The 17,748-nt window shown below is 74.5% G+C and carries 18 protein-coding genes; 15 read left to right on the forward strand and 3 right to left on the reverse strand.

Annotated elements, in window-relative coordinates:
* Position 1: 1 nt before the first annotated feature.
* The 3 genes from mgrA (at position 2) to BCL65_RS18255 (ending at position 2,665) form a co-directional block, all read left to right on the forward strand.
* The gene (gene mgrA / locus BCL65_RS02750; protein ID WP_106264883.1) at positions 2-1,063 is read left to right on the forward strand and encodes an L-glyceraldehyde 3-phosphate reductase; all 1,062 of its coding nucleotides are present in this window, start codon (positions 2-4) and stop codon (positions 1,061-1,063) included.
* 112 nt (positions 1,064-1,175) lie between these two features.
* Positions 1,176-2,036, forward strand: a complete 861-nt coding sequence (locus BCL65_RS18250) for a PfkB family carbohydrate kinase (protein ID WP_243400802.1) — start codon at positions 1,176-1,178, stop codon at positions 2,034-2,036.
* The gene (locus tag BCL65_RS18255) at positions 2,033-2,665 is read left to right on the forward strand and encodes a nucleoside/nucleotide kinase family protein (protein WP_243400803.1); all 633 of its coding nucleotides are present in this window, start codon (positions 2,033-2,035) and stop codon (positions 2,663-2,665) included. Before BCL65_RS18250 ends, BCL65_RS18255 begins: the two co-directional genes overlap by 4 nt.
* Before the next feature lie 40 nt (positions 2,666-2,705).
* On the opposite strand, the gene BCL65_RS17740 is transcribed toward BCL65_RS18255, so the two are convergent.
* Both BCL65_RS17740 and BCL65_RS02765 read right to left on the reverse strand, forming a co-directional pair.
* Complete coding sequence (locus tag BCL65_RS17740; protein WP_125206482.1) at positions 2,706-2,891, reverse strand: hypothetical protein; 186 nt, start codon at positions 2,889-2,891, stop codon at positions 2,706-2,708.
* A gap of 311 nt (positions 2,892-3,202) precedes the next feature.
* The gene (locus BCL65_RS02765) at positions 3,203-3,676 is read right to left on the reverse strand and encodes an Lrp/AsnC family transcriptional regulator (RefSeq protein WP_106264886.1); all 474 of its coding nucleotides are present in this window, start codon (positions 3,674-3,676) and stop codon (positions 3,203-3,205) included.
* Between the two features lie 274 nt (positions 3,677-3,950).
* On the opposite strand from BCL65_RS02765, the gene pdhA reads away from it, so the two are divergent.
* Genes pdhA through BCL65_RS02810 form a run of 9 tightly spaced genes read left to right on the forward strand, consistent with a single transcriptional unit; the run spans position 3,951 to position 14,794 of the window.
* Positions 3,951-5,231, forward strand: a complete 1,281-nt coding sequence (pdhA, locus tag BCL65_RS02770; protein ID WP_106264888.1) for a pyruvate dehydrogenase (acetyl-transferring) E1 component subunit alpha — start codon at positions 3,951-3,953, stop codon at positions 5,229-5,231.
* Positions 5,228-6,268 (forward strand): alpha-ketoacid dehydrogenase subunit beta, encoded by a 1,041-nt coding sequence (locus BCL65_RS02775; RefSeq protein ID WP_181340700.1) that lies wholly within the window; start codon positions 5,228-5,230, stop codon positions 6,266-6,268. Before pdhA ends, BCL65_RS02775 begins: the two co-directional genes overlap by 4 nt.
* Positions 6,265-7,740, forward strand: coding sequence for a dihydrolipoamide acetyltransferase family protein (locus tag BCL65_RS02780; protein ID WP_106264889.1), 1,476 nt, complete (start codon positions 6,265-6,267; stop codon positions 7,738-7,740). The genes BCL65_RS02775 and BCL65_RS02780 overlap by 4 nt, the downstream gene beginning before the upstream one ends.
* Positions 7,737-9,404 (forward strand): carboxyl transferase domain-containing protein, encoded by a 1,668-nt coding sequence (locus tag BCL65_RS02785; protein ID WP_106264891.1) that lies wholly within the window; start codon positions 7,737-7,739, stop codon positions 9,402-9,404. Before BCL65_RS02780 ends, BCL65_RS02785 begins: the two co-directional genes overlap by 4 nt.
* Before the next feature lie 17 nt (positions 9,405-9,421).
* Complete coding sequence (locus tag BCL65_RS02790; RefSeq protein ID WP_106265212.1) at positions 9,422-11,596, forward strand: ATP-binding protein; 2,175 nt, start codon at positions 9,422-9,424, stop codon at positions 11,594-11,596.
* Positions 11,593-12,786, forward strand: a complete 1,194-nt coding sequence (locus BCL65_RS02795) for an acyl-CoA dehydrogenase family protein (RefSeq protein WP_106264893.1) — start codon at positions 11,593-11,595, stop codon at positions 12,784-12,786. Before BCL65_RS02790 ends, BCL65_RS02795 begins: the two co-directional genes overlap by 4 nt.
* Positions 12,783-13,265, forward strand: coding sequence for a MaoC family dehydratase (locus BCL65_RS02800; RefSeq protein WP_106264895.1), 483 nt, complete (start codon positions 12,783-12,785; stop codon positions 13,263-13,265). The genes BCL65_RS02795 and BCL65_RS02800 overlap by 4 nt, the downstream gene beginning before the upstream one ends.
* Positions 13,262-14,137, forward strand: a complete 876-nt coding sequence (locus BCL65_RS02805) for an HpcH/HpaI aldolase/citrate lyase family protein (protein WP_106264897.1) — start codon at positions 13,262-13,264, stop codon at positions 14,135-14,137. Before BCL65_RS02800 ends, BCL65_RS02805 begins: the two co-directional genes overlap by 4 nt.
* Positions 14,138-14,188: 51 nt before the next feature.
* A complete protein-coding gene (locus tag BCL65_RS02810) occupies positions 14,189-14,794 on the forward strand; it encodes a thymidine kinase (RefSeq protein WP_106264898.1) in 606 nt (201 codons plus the stop codon).
* Here the strand turns inward: BCL65_RS02810 and BCL65_RS02815 are convergent.
* Complete coding sequence (locus BCL65_RS02815) at positions 14,751-15,302, reverse strand: MarR family winged helix-turn-helix transcriptional regulator (RefSeq protein ID WP_106264900.1); 552 nt, start codon at positions 15,300-15,302, stop codon at positions 14,751-14,753. The genes BCL65_RS02810 and BCL65_RS02815 overlap by 44 nt on opposite strands.
* Before the next feature lie 116 nt (positions 15,303-15,418).
* Between BCL65_RS02815 and BCL65_RS02820 the strand changes: the two genes are divergently transcribed.
* The 3 genes from BCL65_RS02820 to BCL65_RS02830 all read left to right on the forward strand — a co-directional run bounded on the left by BCL65_RS02820 (position 15,419) and on the right by BCL65_RS02830 (position 17,736).
* Positions 15,419-16,210: an SDR family NAD(P)-dependent oxidoreductase gene (locus tag BCL65_RS02820; protein WP_106264902.1), complete on the forward strand. Its 792-nt coding sequence runs from the start codon at positions 15,419-15,421 to the stop codon at positions 16,208-16,210.
* Between the two features lie 76 nt (positions 16,211-16,286).
* Complete coding sequence (locus tag BCL65_RS02825) at positions 16,287-17,015, forward strand: ThuA domain-containing protein (RefSeq protein WP_106264904.1); 729 nt, start codon at positions 16,287-16,289, stop codon at positions 17,013-17,015.
* Positions 17,016-17,046: 31 nt separating this feature from the next.
* Positions 17,047-17,736: a hypothetical protein gene (locus BCL65_RS02830; protein ID WP_106264906.1), complete on the forward strand. Its 690-nt coding sequence runs from the start codon at positions 17,047-17,049 to the stop codon at positions 17,734-17,736.
* The last annotated feature ends 12 nt before the right edge of the window (positions 17,737-17,748 follow it).

Genomic DNA, 17,748 nt, shown 5'->3' on the forward strand with positions numbered 1-17,748 from the left:
CATGCCTCTCGCACCTCGCTACCTGGCCGACGACGCACGTTACGACGCGATGACCTATCGGCGCACCGGTCGCTCCGGGCTCGACCTGCCGGCGCTGTCGCTCGGCCTGTGGCACAACTTCGGCCACGTCAACCCGCTGGAGACGCAGCGCGCCATCCTGTGCCGCGCGTTCGACCTCGGCGTGACGCACTTCGACCTGGCGAACAACTACGGCCCGCCGTACGGCTCGGCGGAGGAGAACTTCGGGCGGCACCTCGCCACGGACCTGCGCCCGTACCGCGACGAGCTGGTCATCTCCACCAAGGCGGGCTACGACATGTGGCCCGGCCCGTACGGCGACCACGGCTCGCGCAAGTACCTGCTGTCCTCGCTGGACCAGTCGCTGACGCGGATGGGGCTCGACTACGTCGACATCTTCTACCACCACCGCCCCGACCCCTCCACGCCGCTCGAGGAGACGATGGGCGCGCTCGCCTCCGCCGTCGCGCAGGGCAAAGCGCTGTACGTCGGCGTGTCCAACTACTCGCCGGCGCGCACGCGGGAGGCGGCCCGGATCCTGGCGGACCTCGGCACCCCGATGCTCATCCACCAGCCCAGCTACTCGATGTTCAACCGGCACATCGAAGACCCCGAGCGTGAGGACCCCTACGACGGCCGGCAGAGCGAGTCGTTGCTCGACGCCGTGGGGGACCTGGGCGTGGGCACCATCGTGTTCTCCCCGTTGCAGCAGGGCCTGCTGACCGGGCGTTACCTGTCGGGCGAGGCGCCGGCCGGCTCGCGGGCGGCGCGGTCGGACTCGCCGTTCCTGTCCAGCGACGCCCTGAGCGAGACCTACCTCGAGCGGGCGCGGGCGCTGAACGAGATCGCCGCCGGGCGCGGGCAGAGCCTCGCGCAGCTCGCGCTCTCCTGGGTACTGCGCGACGCGCGCGTGACCTCGGCGCTGATCGGCGCCTCGTCGGTGGCGCAGCTCGAGGACAACCTCGCGGCGCTCGACGCCGGGCCGCTCACCGAGGACGAGATCGCAGCGATCGAGCCGCACGCCGTCGACGGCACCGGCCGCTGACGGCCCCGACCACTGACATCAGCGTTGTGGGCGTGATTTATGGCCCGTTCTGCCCGCTACGTCCGGGTTGGAACACCAGAAATCGCGCCCACAACGCTCTGGAGGGGGAGAGATGCACACCTGCTGGTTCGTCGGCCTGACGACGCTCGACGTCGTGCACCGTGCCGACGCGCGTCCGGGGCGGGACGAGAAGGTGACGGCCGTGCGTCAGGACGTCGCCGCGGGTGGCCCCGCCGCCAACGCCGCCGTGACCGCCGCCGCGCTGGGGATGCGCGCCGTCCTGGTCACCGCGCTCGGCGACGGCCCGGTCGCGATGGCCGCCCGCAGCGACCTGGCCGCGCACGGCGTCGAGGTGCACGACGTCGTCGGCGGCCAGGCCTTCCCGCTCGCCGTCTCGGCGGTCCTGGTCGACGACGCCACGGGGGAGCGGTCCGTCGTCTCGGCGGACGCCGCGCTCGCCGACGCCCCCGCACCGGTGAACCTGCCGCAGCTCCCCACGCCCGACGTCGTCCTGCTCGACGGGCACCACCCGGCGATCGCGCGCGCCGTCGTCGACCACCTCGACGGAGCCACCTCGCGCCCGCCGGTGGTCCTGGACGCCGGACGGTGGCGAGACGTCTTCGCCGACCTCCTCCCGGCCGCGGACGTCGCCGCGCTGTCCGCGGACTTCACCGTCCCCGGGCACGACGACGGCGCGTCGGGCGCGCGGACGCTCGGCGCGGGCGCCGTCGTGGTCACCCACGGTGGGGGCCCGGTCGAGTGGGTCGACCGTTCCGGCTCCGGCATGGTGGACGTCCCCGGGGTCGAGGTGCGCGACACGCTCGGCGCGGGCGACGCGTTCCACGGGGCGCTGGTCGCGGCGCTCGCCGCCGGCGAGTCCCTGCCGGAGGCCTGCACCACGGCCGCCCGGGTGGCGACCACGCGGGTGCAGCACGTGGGCCCGCGCGCCTGGCTCGCGGAGCTGTCCCGGTGAGCACGACGGCGGAGCTCGTCGCGCGCGCCCGGCGTCTGGCCGTGCCCGGGCGGCGGGCCGTCCTCGGGATCGTCGGGGCGCCCGGCTCGGGCAAGTCGACGCTCGCTCTCGCGGTGGCCGAGGAGCTCGGGCCGGACCTGGCCGCGTGCGTCGGGATGGACGGGTTCCACCTGTCGAACGCGGTGCTGGCCGCGCACGGGACCCAGCACCGTAAAGGTGCGATCGACACGTTCGACGACGCCGGGTACGCGGCGCTCGTCGCGCGGCTCGCCGACGCCCGCCCCGGGGACCCGCCCGTGTACGCGCCCGTGTTCCGGCGCGAGATCGAGGAGCCGGTCGCCGCGGGCGTCGAGGTGCCCGCCGACGTGCCGCTCGTGGTCACCGAGGGGAACTACCTGCTGGCGCCGTCGGGCGCGTGGCCTGCCGCGCGAGCCCGCATGGCGGAGGTCTGGTACGTCGACGTGCCCGACGACGTCCGGCTGGCCCGGTTGGAGGCGCGGCACCGGGCGTTCGGCAAGAGCACCGAGGAGGCGCGCCGCTGGGCCCGCGGCTCCGACCAGGTCAACGCGGAGCTCATCGCGGGGACGCGCGGCGCGGCGGACCTGGTCGTCCGGCTGCCCACGGCGTGACGGCGCGGCGCGGGACCGGACCCTTCCCGGCGTCGGCGTTCTACTCTCTGACGTTCAGCTTGAGCCGCTCGGCCATGCCTTCGCGGTCATACCGGTTTGCCAGAATCCGCCGGGCGATGACGAACTCGAGCCAGAAGGCCGGCGGCGCTGCCACGAACCAGACCAAGGCATCGGTGAACCACAGCACGACGAGGCCGATGCCGACGACGAGGGCGAGTGCGCTCATCAACCATCTGAGCTGCCCAGGACGTGCCCGCTCCAGAACCCCAGGGCCCCACCACCGGTCGCAGTAGTAGACGAGTCCAGGCGTCACACTGACAGCGCTGACCACGAGGAAGATGGCTGTACCGGCAACAGACCCGAAGACCGCTGCCATCGATCCGCTGGCCGGGACCAACCAGACCGCCGGCCCGTAGCGTCCCCAGACCGACCGGTGGCGGGACGTGCGGCCGGTACGCGGATGCATGATGCACTCCTCTGTCGCGCGGTCATCGGTCTGGAGAGGCGAGCTCGTCGGTCGACCAGGGAGCAGGCCCGCTACAGCCCGCGGCGGAGCTTCTCGACCAGCGGCTGGATCCGGTAGGGCACCAGCTCGCCCATCGACAGGGCCGTCTCGGTGCGCTGCACGCCGTCGATGCGCAGGATGGCGGCGTCGATGCGGAACAGGTGGTCGGTGTCGCGGCAGACGACGTGCACGCGCAGGTCCGCGACGCCGCTGTGGCCGTAAGCCTGGACGACCTCGGGGATCTCGGCGAGCTCGGTGACGATCCGGGCCAGCTCCTGCTGGTGCACGGTGACCTCGATGAACGCGGTCAGCGGGTGCCCGAGCACGGCCGGGTCGATGCAGCGGTCGAACTCGCGGAACGCGCCGGCCTGCTCCAGGCGGGTCAGCCGAGCGGCCACGGTGTTGCGGGAGATGCCCAGCCGCTGGGCGAGGGCGACCGTCGTCGCGCGCGGGTCCTGCGAGAGGGCCCTCAGCAGTGCGAGGTCCACGGCGTCGATGCTGTGCACCCGCCCAGCCTATCCGCCGACACGCTCGGTTCTCGTTCGGCAGTTCCGGTCTCGTTCGGCAGCTTGAACTGCCGAACGAGACCGGAACTGCCGAACGGCAGCCGGCCCGCACGGACCGCGCCCGGTTGAGCACTCTGCGCGATCCGGCACCGTGCGGCAGAGCACATTGCTCAGCCCGCCCGACGGCGGTGGTGCGGTGTGACCCCGCAGCGTTACGTTCGCCACATCGGCGCTCGACGAGGAGCGTCGTCTCCGATGCGAGGTGAGGCCACCCATGCCCAGCACCACGGATCCGAGGACGCGGCGCCTGTCACGAGCAGGCCACGACTCCTCGGTGGACAGCGCCCACGGCGGCGCGCGGGACCATGCGCCCGCGCCTGCCCACCCGGCCCCGGCGCCCGACGGCGCCCAGACGGGAGACGGGACCGTCCGGCTGATCGACGCAGACGGGGTCCGCCACCCCGACGCGGCGTACGACCGCTGGGTCGAGGACGTCGACCACGCGGCCCTGCGGGAACTGTACGAGGACATGGTCGTCGTGCGCCGCATCGACACCGAGGCCACCGCCCTGCAGCGGCAGGGCCAGCTCGCGCTGTGGCCCCCGCTGCTCGGCCAGGAGGCCGCCCAGATCGGGTCGGCCCGCGCGCTGGAGACCGACGACTTCGTGTTCTCCAGCTACCGCGAGCACGGCGTGGCCCACGTGCGCGGCATCGCCGGCGCGGACCTGCTGCGCGTGTGGCGCGGTGTCACCGGGGCCGGGTGGGACCCGCACGAGGCCCGGATGGCGCCCATGCAGGTGATCATCGGTGCCCAGGCCCTCCACGCCGTCGGCTACGCGGTGGGCATCCTCGCCGACCAGGAGACCGACGAGCGGGGCGAGGCCCCGGGCTCCGGAGCCACCGCCGGGGCGGCGCCCACCGAGGCCGTCATCTCGTACTTCGGTGACGGTGCCACGAGCCAGGGCGACGTGGCCGAGGCGTTCACGTTCGCCTCGACCTGGACGGCACCCGTGGTCTTCTTCTGCCAGAACAACCAGTGGGCGATCTCCGAGCCCGTGTCCCTGCAGTCCAAGGTGCCCCTGGTCGAGCGCGCCCGCGGGTACGGCATGCCGGGCGTCCGGGTGGACGGCAACGACGTCCTCGCCGTGCTCGCCGTCACCCGCGAGGCCCTGCACCGCGCGCGGACGGGCGGCGGCCCCACGTTCATCGAGGCCGTCACCTACCGCCGCGGTCCGCACACCACCGCCGACGACCCGACCCGCTACCGCACGTCCGCCGAGATCGAGCACTGGGAGGCCCGCGACCCCGTCAGTCGCGTCGCCACCCACCTGCGCTCCGAGGGCGCGCTGGACGACGACGGCGAGGCGCGCGTCCAGGCGGCCGCCGACGCCGTCGCCGCGGAGCTGCGCGCCGGGGTCACCACCATCGCGGACCCCTCGTGGCAGGACGTCTTCGCCGACGTCTACGCCGAGCCGCACGCCGAGCTCGAGGCCGAGCGCGACGCCTACGCCCGCTACCTCGACGGGTTCGCGACGACCGAGGGAGGTGGACGATGACGACGCAGACCTTGACCCTGGCGCAGGGCCTCAACGCCGGCCTGCGCCAGGCGCTCGCCGACGACGACCACGTGGTGCTGCTCGGCGAGGACATCGGCGCGCTCGGCGGGGTCTTCCGCGTGACCGACGGGCTGCAGCGCGAGTTCGGGCCGCGGCGCGTGGTGGACACGCCGCTGGCCGAGTCGGGCATCCTCGGCACCGCCATCGGCATGTCGTACCGCGGGTACCGGCCGGTGGTGGAGATCCAGTTCGACGGGTTCGTCTACGTGGCGTTCGACCAGATCGTCAGCCAGGTCGCCAAGATGCACGCCCGCACCCGCGGCAAGGTCCCCATGCCGATCACCATCCGCATCCCGGTGGCCGGCGGCATCGGCGCGGCGGAGCACCACAGCGAGTCGCCCGAGACGTACTTCGTGCACACCGCCGGCCTGCGTGTGGTGTCGGTGTCGAACCCGCAGGACGCCAGCACCGTCCTGCGCCAGGCCATCGCCTGCGACGACCCCGTCATCTTCTTCGAGCCCAAGCGGCTCTACCACGTCAAGGGTGAGGTGGACGCCGCCGTCGACCTCGCCGACGCCCCGCCGATGAGCGCGGCCCACGTGGTCCGCCCGGGCCGCGACGTCACGGTGGTGAGCTGGGGCTCGCACGTCGCCACCGCGATCGACGCCGCCGAGGCGATGGCCGACGACGGCGCGTCCGTCGAGGTGATCGACCTGCGGTCGCTCTCGCCCTGGGACGCCGACGCCGTCGCGGAGTCCGTGCGCCGCACCGGGCGCCTCGTCGTGGTCCACGAGGGCCCGCGGCAGGTCGGGGTCGGCGCCGAGATCTGCGCGACCGTCACCGAGCGGTGCTTCGAGCACCTCGAAGCGCCGCCCGTGCGCGTCACCGGTCATGACGTCCCCTACCCGCCCGCCAAGCTCGAGGGCCACCACGTGCCGGACCTGGACCGGGTGTGCTTCGGCATCGACCAGGTGCTGGGCCGTGTGCCGCTCGACGTCCCGACGGTCACCCGGACCGCCCAGGAGGTGGCCGCATGAGCACCCAGGAGTTCCTGCTCCCGGACCTCGGCGAGGGGCTGACCGAGTCCGAGGTGGTCGAGTGGCGCGTGGGGCCGGGCGACACCGTGACGCTGAACCAGGTGATCGCCGAGGTCGAGACCGCCAAGGCGCTCGTGGAGATCCCCTCGCCGTACGCGGGGGTCGTCGCCCGGCTGCACGCCGAGGAGGGGCAGATCGTCGAGGTCGGCGAGCCGCTCGTCACCTTCGAGCTCGAGGTGACCGAGGGCGCGAACGGCACGCCGGCCGCCCACGACGGGCCGGCGCCCGCCACGGAGGAGCCCGCTGCGGCATCACCCGAGGAGTCCGCCTTCGCGTCGTCGGGGTCCGCGGACTCGTCGGCCTCGTCCGCCTCCGCGGCATCACCCGAGGAGTCCGCCGCCGAGGAGTCCCGGCCCAACCTGGTCGGCTACGGCGCACGCGCGGCCCGGCGCGGCCGCCCGACCCGCCGCCCGCGCAAGCCCGTCGCCGTGCCCGGTGTGCCGCCGTCGGACGGCGTGGCCCCGCGCGCCACAGCCACCCGCCGCGCGACCCCGGGGGTACGGGCGATGGCTCGTCGACTCGGCGTCGACCTCACGCAGGTCACCGGGTCCGGCCCGGACGGGCGCATCGTGCGCGACGACGTGGAGGCGGCCACCCACCCGGAGGCCGGCACCCACCCCGACCGCTCGGAGCCCGTCGAGACCCGCGAACCGGTGCGCGGTGTGCGCAAGCACACCGCCGCCGCGATGGTCGCCAGCGCGGCGATCCCGCAGGCCACGGTCCACCTGACCTGCGACGTCACCGCGCTCACCGACCTGCTGGCCCGGCTGCGGGAGCACCCGCGCGCGGCCGGCACCCGGCTGACCGTGCTCGCCCTGGTGGCCCGCGCGGTCTGCGTGCTGCTGCCCGATCACCCGGCGCTCGTCACGCGCTGGGAGGAGTCCGACGACGGTCCGCAGCTCGTGCGCCCGGCGCACGTCCACCTGGGGATCGCGGTCGCCACGGACCGTGGCCTCGTGGTGCCGCACGTGCCGCACGCCGACGAGCTGTCCCTGGTCGGGCTGGCGCGGGCGCTCGGCGAGCTCGCGGCCACGGCCCGCGCCGGGCGCACCCGGCCGGAGCGGCTCACCGGCGGCACCCTGACCCTCACCAACGTGGGGGTGTTCGGGGTCGACGCGGGCAGTCCGCTGCTCAACCCCGGCGAGTCGGCGATCCTCGGCATCGGGCGCCTCGCGCGCCGGCCGTGGGAGCACGCGGGCGAGATCGCCCTGCGGCAGACGGTGACGCTCAGCCTCACGTTCGACCACCGGGTGGTCGACGGCGAGCAGGGCGCCCGGTTCCTCGCCGACCTGGGGGCGCTGCTCGCCGACCCCGCGCTCGCGCTGCTGCTCGGCGGTTCCGACGGTGCGGACGGTGCGGACGGTGCGGATGGTGACGGCACGCCGGCGGCCGGCGCGGGGCGTGGCGCATGACCGTCCTCGCCTCCACCGTCGATCCCGCGGCCGACGCCGCCCGGGCGAACGCCGACGCGCAGCGTGCGCTCGCGGAGACCCTGCGCGACCGCACCGCCGCGGCCGCCCGTGGTGGGTCGGACGCCGCCCGCGAGCGCCACGTGGGACGCGGCAAGCTGCTCCCGCGCGACCGGGTCGACCGGCTCCTGGACGAGGGCAGCCCGTTCCTGGAGATCTCGCCGCTGGCGGCGTACGGGGTCGACGCCGGCCCGGGCGAGGCGGGGGAGTGGCCCGGTGCGGGCGTCGTGGCCGGCATCGGGCTGGTGAGCGGGCGCCAGGTGATGGTGGTGTGCAACGACCCGACGGTCAAGGGCGGCACGTACCACCCGCTGACCGTCAAGAAGCACCTGCGCGCGCAGGAGATCGCGTTGGAGAACCGGCTTCCCTGCGTCTACCTGGTGGACTCGGGCGGGGCGTTCCTGCCTCGGCAGGACGAGGTGTTCCCCGACCGCGACCACTTCGGGCGGATCTTCTACCACCAGGCGCGGCTCTCCGCGGAGGGGATCCCGCAGATCTCGGCGGTGCTGGGCTCGTGCACCGCCGGCGGCGCGTACGTCCCGGCGATGAGCGACGAGACGGTCATCGTGCGGAACCAGGGCACGATCTTCCTCGGGGGGCCGCCGCTGGTGAAGGCCGCCATCGGCGAGGTCGTCACGGCCGAGGAGCTGGGCGGGGGAGAGCTGCACGCGCGGCGCTCCGGCGTCGTGGACCACCTGGCCGACGACGACGAGCACGCGCTGGACATCGTGCGTGACATCGTCGCGACCCTCCCGCCGGACCCGGAGCCCGCGTGGACCGTGGTCGAGTCCGAGCCCCCCGCCGTCGGGCCGGACGCCCCCGCCGGGTCCGCACCCGGCGTCGGCGGTGCCGGGTTCGACGCCGTGGTGCCCGCCGACGTCCAGCAGCCGTACGACCCGCGCGAGGTGATCGCGCGGCTCGTGGACGGCAGCCGGCTGACGGAGTTCAAGGCCGAGTACGGGACCACGCTGGTATGCGGGTTCGCGCACCTGCACGGGCACCCCGTCGGCATCCTGGCGAACCACGGGGTGCTGCTGCGCGAGTCGGCGCTCAAGGGGGCGCACTTCATCGAGCTGTGCGACCAGCGCGGCATCCCGCTGCTGTTCCTGCAGAACATCTCCGGCTTCATGGTCGGCTCCGACGCCGAGGCCGGCGGCATCGCCAAGGACGGCGCCAAGATGGTCACGGCCGTCGCCACCGCCCGGGTGCCGAAGCTCACCGTCATCGTGGGCGGGTCGTTCGGCGCCGGGAACTATGCGATGTGCGGGCGCGCCTACTCCCCACGCTTCCTGTGGACCTGGCCGGGCGCGCGCGTCTCGGTCATGGGCGGCGAGCAGGCCTCGGCCGTGCTGGCCACCGTCAAGCGCGACCAGGCGGACGCCCGGGGCCAGGAGTGGGACGCCGCGGACGAGTCGACGTTCCGCCGCGAGATCCGCGACTCCTACGAGGCGGCCGGCAACCCGTACCACGCGACCGCCCGACTGTGGGACGACGGCATCATCGAGCCGGCCGAGACGCGCCGCGTGCTCGGCATGGCGCTGGCGGTGTGCGCCCGCACCCCGCTCCCGGCGACCCAGGGCCCGCGCTTCGGGCTCTTCCGGATGTGAGGGCTGTGCCGACCGAGATGTTCACCACCGTGCTGGTCGCCAACCGCGGCGAGATCGCCTGCCGGGTGATCGGCACCCTGCGCCGCCTCGGCATCCGCTCCGTCGCGATCCATGCAGGACCGGCCGAGGGCGCCGACGCCGGCTCCCGCCACGTGCGCGAGGCCGACGTCGCGGTCTCGCTCGGCGGTGAGGCCGGTGCTCGCGCGTACCTGGACGTCGAGGCCGTCGTGGCGGCCGCCGTCGCGACCGGGGCCGAGGCGATCCACCCCGGCTACGGCTTCCTGTCGGAGAACCCCGAGCTCGCCCACGCGTGCGAGCGTGCCGGCATCGCCTTCGTCGGCCCGCCGGCCGGCGCGATCGAGGCCATGGCCGACAAGGTCGCGGGCAAGCGCATCGTGGCCGGCCGCGGCGTGCCCGTGCTGCCGGGCACGCTCGACGACGGGCTCGACGACGACGCCCTCGTGGCCGCCGCCGACGACGTCGGCTTCCCCCTGCTGGTCAAGCCCGTCGCCGGCGGCGGTGGCAAGGGCATGGTCGTCGTCAGTTCCGCCGACGAGCTGCCCGCGGCGCTGGCGTCCGCACGGCGGGTGGCGACGTCCGCGTTCGGCGACGACGGGCTCCTGCTCGAACGGCTCGTGGAACGCCCGCGGCACGTCGAGGTCCAGGTGCTGGCGGACGCCCGGGGAAGCGTGGTGCACCTCGGCGAGCGCGAGTGCACCCTGCAGCGCCGACACCAGAAGATCATCGAGGAGGCGCCGTCGCCCGTGGTCGACGCCGCGACGCGCGACCGGCTCGGCGCGGCGGCCTGCGAGGTCGCCCGCTCGGTCGGGTACGTCGGCGTGGGGACCGTCGAGTTCCTCGTGCCCGCGGACGCCCCGGACGACTTCGCGTTCATCGAGATGAACACCCGCCTGCAGGTGGAGCACCCGGTCACCGAGATGGTCACCGGCCTGGACCTGGTCGAGGCCCAGCTGCGGGTCGCCGCCGGGGAGCCGCTGTGGTTCACCCAGGACGACGTGCGGATCACCGGGCAAGCGATCGAGGCCCGGGTGTACGCCGAGTCCCCGGCGCGCGGGTTCCTGCCGTCGGTGGGCCGCGTGGACGTGTTCGACGACGCGGGGGTGGGTGCCGGCCCGGAGGCGTTCCCGCTCCGGCTCGACGCCGGTGTCGCGAGCGGCGACGAGGTGTCCGGCGACTACGACCCGATGCTCGCCAAGGCCGTCGCCCACGGGGTGGACCGGGACCAGGCCCTCGCCCGGCTGGACGGGCTGCTCGCCCGGACGGCGGTGCTCGGCGTGGAGACGAACGTCGGGTTCCTGCGTGACCTGCTCGCCGACCCGGACGTCCGCGCGGGCAAGCTCGACACCGGCCTGGTGGACCGTTTCACGACCGACCTGTCAGAAGGTGGCGCGGGTGGGCAGCCACCAGGTCCTGACAGCTCGTGGGTGGTGGCGGCGCTGCTGGACCTGGGCGGGCCCACCACCCGGTCGTCCGGCACGGCCGACCCGTGGGTCGCCGACGGGTGGCGGCTCAACGCGCCCCGTGCCCCCCGCCCGGTCGCACTGCGCGACCCCGCCGGGGACGTCCATGACCTCGCCGTGACCGGCCACCGCGGCGACGCCGTCGTGGTGCGCGACGGCGGTGCACCGGTCCGCGCCGGGCTGCGGCCCGCCGGAGGTCCGGCGCACCGGTGGTTGCTCACCGAGCTGTCAGGACGTGGCGCGGGTATGCCTCGACCAGGCTCTGACAACTGGCGCGCTCCAGAGTCGTCAGGACGTGGCGCGGGTATGCCTCGACCAGGCTCTGACAGCTCGCGGGTGGAGACCGTGGCCGCGGTCCGCGTCGGCGACACCGTCTGGGTGGCCCGCGCCGGCCGGACCACGCGCTTCACCGTCCTGGACCGCGCTGCCCGGGCCGCGCTGCGCCGGAGCGAGCGGGCCACGACCGGCGACCCGGACGCACCTGCCGCCGGTCCCACCGAGATCCGGGCCCAGATGCCCGGCACGGTCACCGCCACCCACGCCGCAGGTCCCGTCGAGGCCGGCGCCGCCGTCGTCGTCGTCGAGGCCATGAAGATGGAGCACCCCCTCACCGCACCCGCCGCAGGGACCCTGCGTCTCGTGGTGCACCCGGGCGACCAGGTCCGCCTCGACCAGGTGGTCGCCGTCGTCGAACCCGAAGGAGCGTCATGATCGCCGATACCGCCGCCACCGTCCTGACCGACGGGCAGCGCAAGCTCAGCCAGACGGTGCGGGAGTTCGCCGACGAGGTCGTCGCGCCCGCCGCCTACCAGTACGACACGGAGCGCCGGCTGCCGATGGAGATCATCGCGCAGATGGGCGAGCTCGGGCTGTTCGGGCTGCCGTTCCCGCGCGAGGTGGGCGGGCAGGACCAGGACTACGTCTCCCTGTGCCTCGCCGTCGAGGCGCTCGCCCGCGTCGACCAGTCCATCGCCGTGACCCTCGAGGCCGGCGTGGGGCTCGGCATCATGCCGATCTACCGGCACGGCACGCCCGAGCAGAAGGAGCGCTGGCTGCCGGACCTGGTGGCCGGCCGGGCGCTCGCGGCGTTCGGGCTCACGGAGGCCGGTGCCGGGTCCGACGCCGGGGCGACGCAGACCCGGGCCCGGCTCGAGCGTGGTGCCGCGGGCGACGAGTGGGTCATCGACGGGACCAAGCAGTTCATCACCAACTCCGGGACCCCGATCACCAGCGTCATCACCATCACCGCCGTGACGGGAGAACGGGTCGGCAGCGACGGTGCCGTGCGCCCCGAGCTGTCCTCCATCCTGGTACCCGCCGGCACGCCCGGCCTGACGGTCGGGGAGCCGTACGACAAGGTCGGCTGGCACACGTCCGACACCCACCCGCTGACGCTCGACGGCGTCCGCGTGCCGGCGTCGAACCTGCTCGGCGAGCGGGGCCGCGGGTACGCGAACTTCCTGCGCGTGCTCGACGAGGGGCGGATCGCGTTCGCCGCGCTGGCCACCGGCGCCGCCCAGGGCTGCCTCGAGGAGGCGCTGCGGTACGCCCACGAGCGCACGGTGTTCGGCCACCCGATCGGCAGCAACCAGCACGTCGCCTTCACGCTCGCGCGGATGCAGGCCCGGGTGCACGCGGCGCGGCTCTGCTGGCTCGACGCGGCGCTGAAGCTCACCCACGGCAAGCCGTTCAAGGCCGAGGCGTCCGTCGCGAAGCTCACCGCCGGCGAGGCCGCGATGGCGAACGCCCGTGACGCCTCGCAGATCTTCGGCGGCTACGGGTTCCTCAACGCCAACCCGGTGGCCCGGCACTACCGCGACTCGAAGATCCTCGAGGTGGGGGAGGGCACCACGGAGGTGCAGCTCATGATCATCGCCCGCGACCTGGGGCTCGCCTCATGAGGGACGAGATCCAGCGGGGCCTCTACTACGACGAGCTCGACGAGGGCGTGCGGTACGTGCACCGTCCGGGCCGTACGCTCACCGAGGCCGACAACACGCTGTTCACCTCGGTGACGATGAACCCGCAGGGGCTGCACCTGGACGCGGCGTGGGCGGCGACGCAGCCGTTCGGCAAGCCGTTGGTGAACTCGATGCTCACGCTCGCCACGCTGGTCGGCCTGAGCGTCGCCCATCTGACCCGCGGCACGATCGTGGCGAACCTGGGCTTCGCGGAGGTCCGCTTCCCTGCGCCGGTGTTCCACGGCGACACCCTCTACGGGGCGACGACGGTGCGCGACCGCCGGCTCTCGGAGTCCCGCCCCGGCACGGGGATCGTCACGCTCGAGCACGTCGGGACCAACCAGGACGACGTCGAGGTCGCCCGGGCGGTGCGCACGGTCATGATGTGGACCCGCCGCGGGCACGAGGAGGAGCGGTGAGCCCGGAACCGTTCGTCCTCGGCCCCGCGCTGCTGTTCTGCCCGGCCGACCGCCCCGACCGTTTCGACAAGGCGGCGCAGCGGGCCGACGCCGTGATCCTCGACCTGGAGGACGGCGTCGACCCGGCGGCACGACCGGCCGCCCGCCGGGCGCTGCAGGAGCACCCGCTCGACCCGGCGCGGACGGTGGTGCGCGTCAACGCCGTCGGGACGCCCGACCACGAGGCCGACCTGGCGGCGCTCGCGGGCACCGCGTACACCACGGTCATGCTGCCGAAGGCGGACGGCCGGTTCGTGGGGCCGCTGCTGCGGGCCGACGGCGCTCCCTACGCCGTGGTCGCCCTGTGCGAGACGGCGGCCGGCGTGCTCGCCGCGCCGGCGCTCGCGATGCGTCCCGACGTGGTGGCCCTCGCATGGGGCGCCGAGGACCTCGTGGCCTCCCTCGGCGGGACGTCCAGCCGCCGTCCCGACGGCACCTACCGCGACGTGGCGCGGCACGCCCGGTCCACCGTCCTGCTGGCGGCCGGCGCGGTCGGCAAGGCCGCGGTCGACGCCGTGCACGTCGACCTCGACGACCTCGACGGGGTGCGCGCCGAGGCCGTCGACGCCGCGGCCTGCGGGTTCACCGCCACGATGTGCGTGCACCCGCGCCACGCGGCCGTGGTCCGCGAGGCCTACACCCCGCCGGCCGAGGAGGTCGAGCGTGCCCGCCGGCTGCTCGAGGGCGCCGGGGTGCCGCCGTCGGGCGGGGCGGCGCGCGTCGAGGGGCAGATGGTCGACGAGCCGCTCCTGCGGCACGCGCGCACGGTGCTCGACCGGGCGGCGCGCAACGACGCTGCCGTGGCGGCCGACGGCGTCCCCACCGAGCGTTAGGGTGCTGTGCGGCGGGCGCCCGGCCCGCCGCGGACGGCAGGGAGGTGCCCGGTGGAGCTGTCCCTGGTGCTCGGCCCGATGAAGTCCGGCAAGTCGCTCGACCTCATCGCGCAGGTCGCCCCGCTGGCGTACTCCCGGCTGAGCTGCGCCGTCGTGCAGTCGGCGCGGCACGTGCGCGACGCCCGGATCGTCTCGCGCACCGGCGCCTCGCTCCCGACGATCAAGCTCGAGACGCTCGAGCCGCTGCTGCACACCACCGAGGACGTCGTCGCGATCGACGAGGTGCACATGTTCACCCCCGCGGACGTCCGCGTCGTCGAGGAGCTGGTGCTGCGCGGCACGCGGGTGCTCGCCTGCGGCATCGACCTGGACCACCGTGGCGAGCTGTTCGCGACGATCCGGGCCCTGCTGGAGCTCGGCCCCACGGACGTGCGCTACCGCCGCGCCGTGTGCGACCGCTGCCAGGACCTGCACGCGGCGTTCACCCAGGTGCTCAGCGGCGGCGTGCCGTTCCTCGAGCCGCTCGGCGCGTCGGAGCCGCTGCCCGACGACGGCACGTTCACCTACGAGGCGCTGTGCCGCCGGTGCTTCGTGCTCCCCGAGACGGCGATCGTCACGGGCTCGCCGGGGGTGCCGCGGGCGTCGGCGCACCCGTAGCGGGACCAGGGGGTCCGGGGGAGGCGGGCGGCACCCAGCCCCCGTCGCTCCGGATGGCGCGTGCGATGCGCCGGCTGGCCTCGCGCAGGTGCCGGGTCTGCGGCGCCGTCAGACGGTCGAGCACCAGCCGCCGGACCGTGCGCACGTGTCCCGGGGTCGCCTCCTCGACCGTGTCCCGTCCCTGGTCGGTGAGGGTCGCCAGCGTGAACCGTCCGTCGGTGGGGTCGGGTGCGCGCCGCATCCATCCCTTGGCCTCGAGGCGCGTGACGGCGCGCGACAGCCGGGACAGCGAGCTGTTCGCGTAGCTCGACAGGACGCTCATCCGCAGGGTGCGGTCGGATGCCTGCGCGAGCGCGTACAGCACCCCGTACTCGAAGTGCGTCAGCTGCGCGTCGCGCTGGAGCTGGGCGTCGAGGGCCGCCGGCAACCACTCCATCACCGTGGCCAGCGCGGCCCAGGTCTCGAGCTCGTCGCCGGTCAGCGGTGTGGTCGGGTCCGCTTCGGTCATGCGTCCAGCGTAGCGGCCGGCAGGCTCCAGTGACTTGCTCAGGAAACTCAAAGCGTCTAGTTTTCACTTGACTGATCAAGTGACTGCCTCGATGGTGGTCGCAGAGGGGGGACGTCGTGGACCTGGAGCTGGTCGGCAAGAGAGCCTTCGTCAGCGGTTCGACGCAGGGCATCGGCTTCGCGATCGCCGAGGCGCTGCTGCAGGAGGGCGCGGCGGTGGTCGTCAACGGCCGGGACGAGCACCGGGTGCGGACGGCGGTCGACCGGCTGACGGAGTCCGTCCCGGAGGCGGACGTCACCGGCATCGCCGCCGACTTCGCCGATCCCGAGCAGGTGCGGGCGCTGCTGACCCGCCTGGGAGCGGTGGACGTCCTGGTGAACAACGTCGGGGTGTTCGACGTCAAGGACTTCCTCGAGATCTCCGACGAGGAGTGGCAGCACTACTTCGACGTCAACGTCATGAGCGCCGTCCGGCTCTCCCGCCACGCGCTCGGGCACATGCTCGGGAACGGGTGGGGGCGCATCATCTTCGTGGCCAGCGAGTCGGGCGTGGACGTCCCGGCCGACATGACCCACTACGGCCTGACCAAGGCGGGCCTCCTCGCGCTGGGCAACGGCCTGGCCAAGACCACGCGGGGCAGCCGCGTCACCGTGAACACCATCGTCGGCGGGCCGACGTACTCCGACGGCGTCGCCCGCGCGGTCGAGCAGCTCGCCCGGGATCAGGGCATGCCCGCCGACGATCTCAAGGAGGCGATCGTGGCCGGCAACCGGACGTCGCTCCTCCAGCGCTTCATCGAGCCGGCCGAGATCGCCACCCTGGCGGTCTACCTGGCCAGCCCCCGTTCCGCCGCCACGAACGGTGCCGCCCTGCGCGCCGACGGCGGAACGCTGACGACGCTGCTCTGAGCCGGCCGGCAGGGCCTGCCGGATCGCCCGTGGACGCACCCGGGCCGGCATCCCGGGTCCGTGGCACGATCATGCCGTGACGACGACGCATCCCGACGAGTCCGGCAACCCGTACCGTGTCCTGGTGCTCACGGGCCGCGGCCGCTACGAGGACCCGTGGCACGACCACGCCGCGACCAGCCACCGCCTCGCGCTCGTGCTCGCCGAGCTCGAGCTCGGCGGCCGGGGGACCGACGTCGTCGTCCGCTCCGTGTTCCCCGACGCCCTGGCCGACCTCGCCGACGTCGACCTGGTCGTCGTCAACGCCGGCACGTCCTGGCCCGGCTTCCTCGAGGCCGGCATCGGGCCCGACGACGACGCGTGGGCGCCGTTCCACGTGGATCTCGAGGCGTGGGCGCGTGACGGCGGGCGGGTCCTGGCCGTGCACCAGTCGGCGAACACCTTCGGCGACGCGCCGGGCTGGGAGGAGGTCCTCGGCGGTCGGTGGGTGTCCGGGACGTCGTACCACCCGCCGTTCGGCCCGGCCACGGTGACGCTGGCGACCGGCGGGCACCCCATCGTGGCCGGGTCCGACGCGACCGTCGAGCTGCTCGACGAGCGGTACTGCGCCCTCCGGGTCGCGAAGTCGACCGAGGTGCTCGGCTGGGTGCCGGACGACGACGGCACGCCCCAGCCCGTGGTCTGGGCGACCGAGGCCCACGGCGGACGCACCGTGTACTGCGGGCTGGGCCACGACGCGCGCGCCTACGACTCGGCGGGCTACGTGCGGCTGCTGCTGCGGGCCGCCACCTGGCTGCTGGCGTAGGCCGCCCCTCGTCCGGGCCTAGGCTGGTGCCATGCGTTCCGCACCGGCCCTCGACGTGCTGCCGGTGCGCGCGCTCCTGGTCGGGAGCACCTCGCTCGCCATGGCCACCGCCGCGCACTCCGCGGCCGGAGGGGGTACGCCCCGCAGCGCCCTGGCCGTCGCGGTGCTCGTGGGATCGGTCCTGCCCGCCGCCGTGGCGCTGGGCCGCGGCGCGCTGACGCTGCCCCGGCTCCTGCCGGTCCTCGGCCTCCTCCAGGTGCTGCTGCACGCCGAGCTGTCCGTGCTGGCCTCGCACGTGCCGCACGCGCCGCACCTTGCGTCCCCCGGCCCGTCGGGCCACGCCGCGCACGGCGCGGCACCGGCACCGGTGGCGGTGCTCGGTGCGGACGCGGTCGGCGTGACGGCGGCCGGTGCCGGGCACGGCGCGGGCGGGGTGCTGATGGTCGCCGCGCACGTCGTGGCGGTCGTGCTGGTCGCCGCCGTGCTCGCGTCCGGCGACCGCGCCGCCCGCTGGGTCGTGACCTGGATGTCGTCGATGACGCTGCTCGTGCGCACCGCCACGCTGCCCGTCGCCCGGCGGCGGCCTGCCGCCGTCGTCGTCGACCGGCTCGTGGGGGCCCGCGCCCTGCGGCGGCTGCTCACAGGAGGCCTGCGGTTCCGCGGCCCGCCGGGAGCGGCCCGTCCCGGTGCCCCGGCGAACCTCGCCCTCGGCGCCGCCTGACCCGCTCCTCGG

Source organism: Isoptericola halotolerans, assembly GCF_003003075.1.
Classification (GTDB): Bacteria; Actinomycetota; Actinomycetes; order Actinomycetales; family Cellulomonadaceae; genus Isoptericola; species Isoptericola halotolerans_A.

What these genes read in the sequence shown, in the direction of transcription:
- mgrA (WP_106264883.1), top strand. Translation starts at nt 2, where the DNA reads ATGCCTCTCGCACCTCGCTACCTGGCCGACGACGCACGTTACGACGCG.
- BCL65_RS18250 (WP_243400802.1), top strand. Translation starts at nt 1,176, where the DNA reads ATGCACACCTGCTGGTTCGTCGGCCTGACGACGCTCGACGTCGTGCAC.
- BCL65_RS17740 (WP_125206482.1), bottom strand. Translation starts at nt 2,891, where the DNA reads ATGAGCGCACTCGCCCTCGTCGTCGGCATCGGCCTCGTCGTGCTGTGG.
- pdhA (WP_106264888.1), top strand. Translation starts at nt 3,951, where the DNA reads ATGCCCAGCACCACGGATCCGAGGACGCGGCGCCTGTCACGAGCAGGC.
- BCL65_RS02775 (WP_181340700.1), top strand. Translation starts at nt 5,228, where the DNA reads ATGACGACGCAGACCTTGACCCTGGCGCAGGGCCTCAACGCCGGCCTG.
- BCL65_RS02780 (WP_106264889.1), top strand. Translation starts at nt 6,265, where the DNA reads ATGAGCACCCAGGAGTTCCTGCTCCCGGACCTCGGCGAGGGGCTGACC.
- BCL65_RS02785 (WP_106264891.1), top strand. Translation starts at nt 7,737, where the DNA reads ATGACCGTCCTCGCCTCCACCGTCGATCCCGCGGCCGACGCCGCCCGG.
- BCL65_RS02790 (WP_106265212.1), top strand. Translation starts at nt 9,422, where the DNA reads ATGTTCACCACCGTGCTGGTCGCCAACCGCGGCGAGATCGCCTGCCGG.
- BCL65_RS02795 (WP_106264893.1), top strand. Translation starts at nt 11,593, where the DNA reads ATGATCGCCGATACCGCCGCCACCGTCCTGACCGACGGGCAGCGCAAG.
- BCL65_RS02800 (WP_106264895.1), top strand. Translation starts at nt 12,783, where the DNA reads ATGAGGGACGAGATCCAGCGGGGCCTCTACTACGACGAGCTCGACGAG.
- BCL65_RS02815 (WP_106264900.1), bottom strand. Translation starts at nt 15,302, where the DNA reads ATGACCGAAGCGGACCCGACCACACCGCTGACCGGCGACGAGCTCGAG.
- BCL65_RS02830 (WP_106264906.1), top strand. Translation starts at nt 17,047, where the DNA reads ATGCGTTCCGCACCGGCCCTCGACGTGCTGCCGGTGCGCGCGCTCCTG.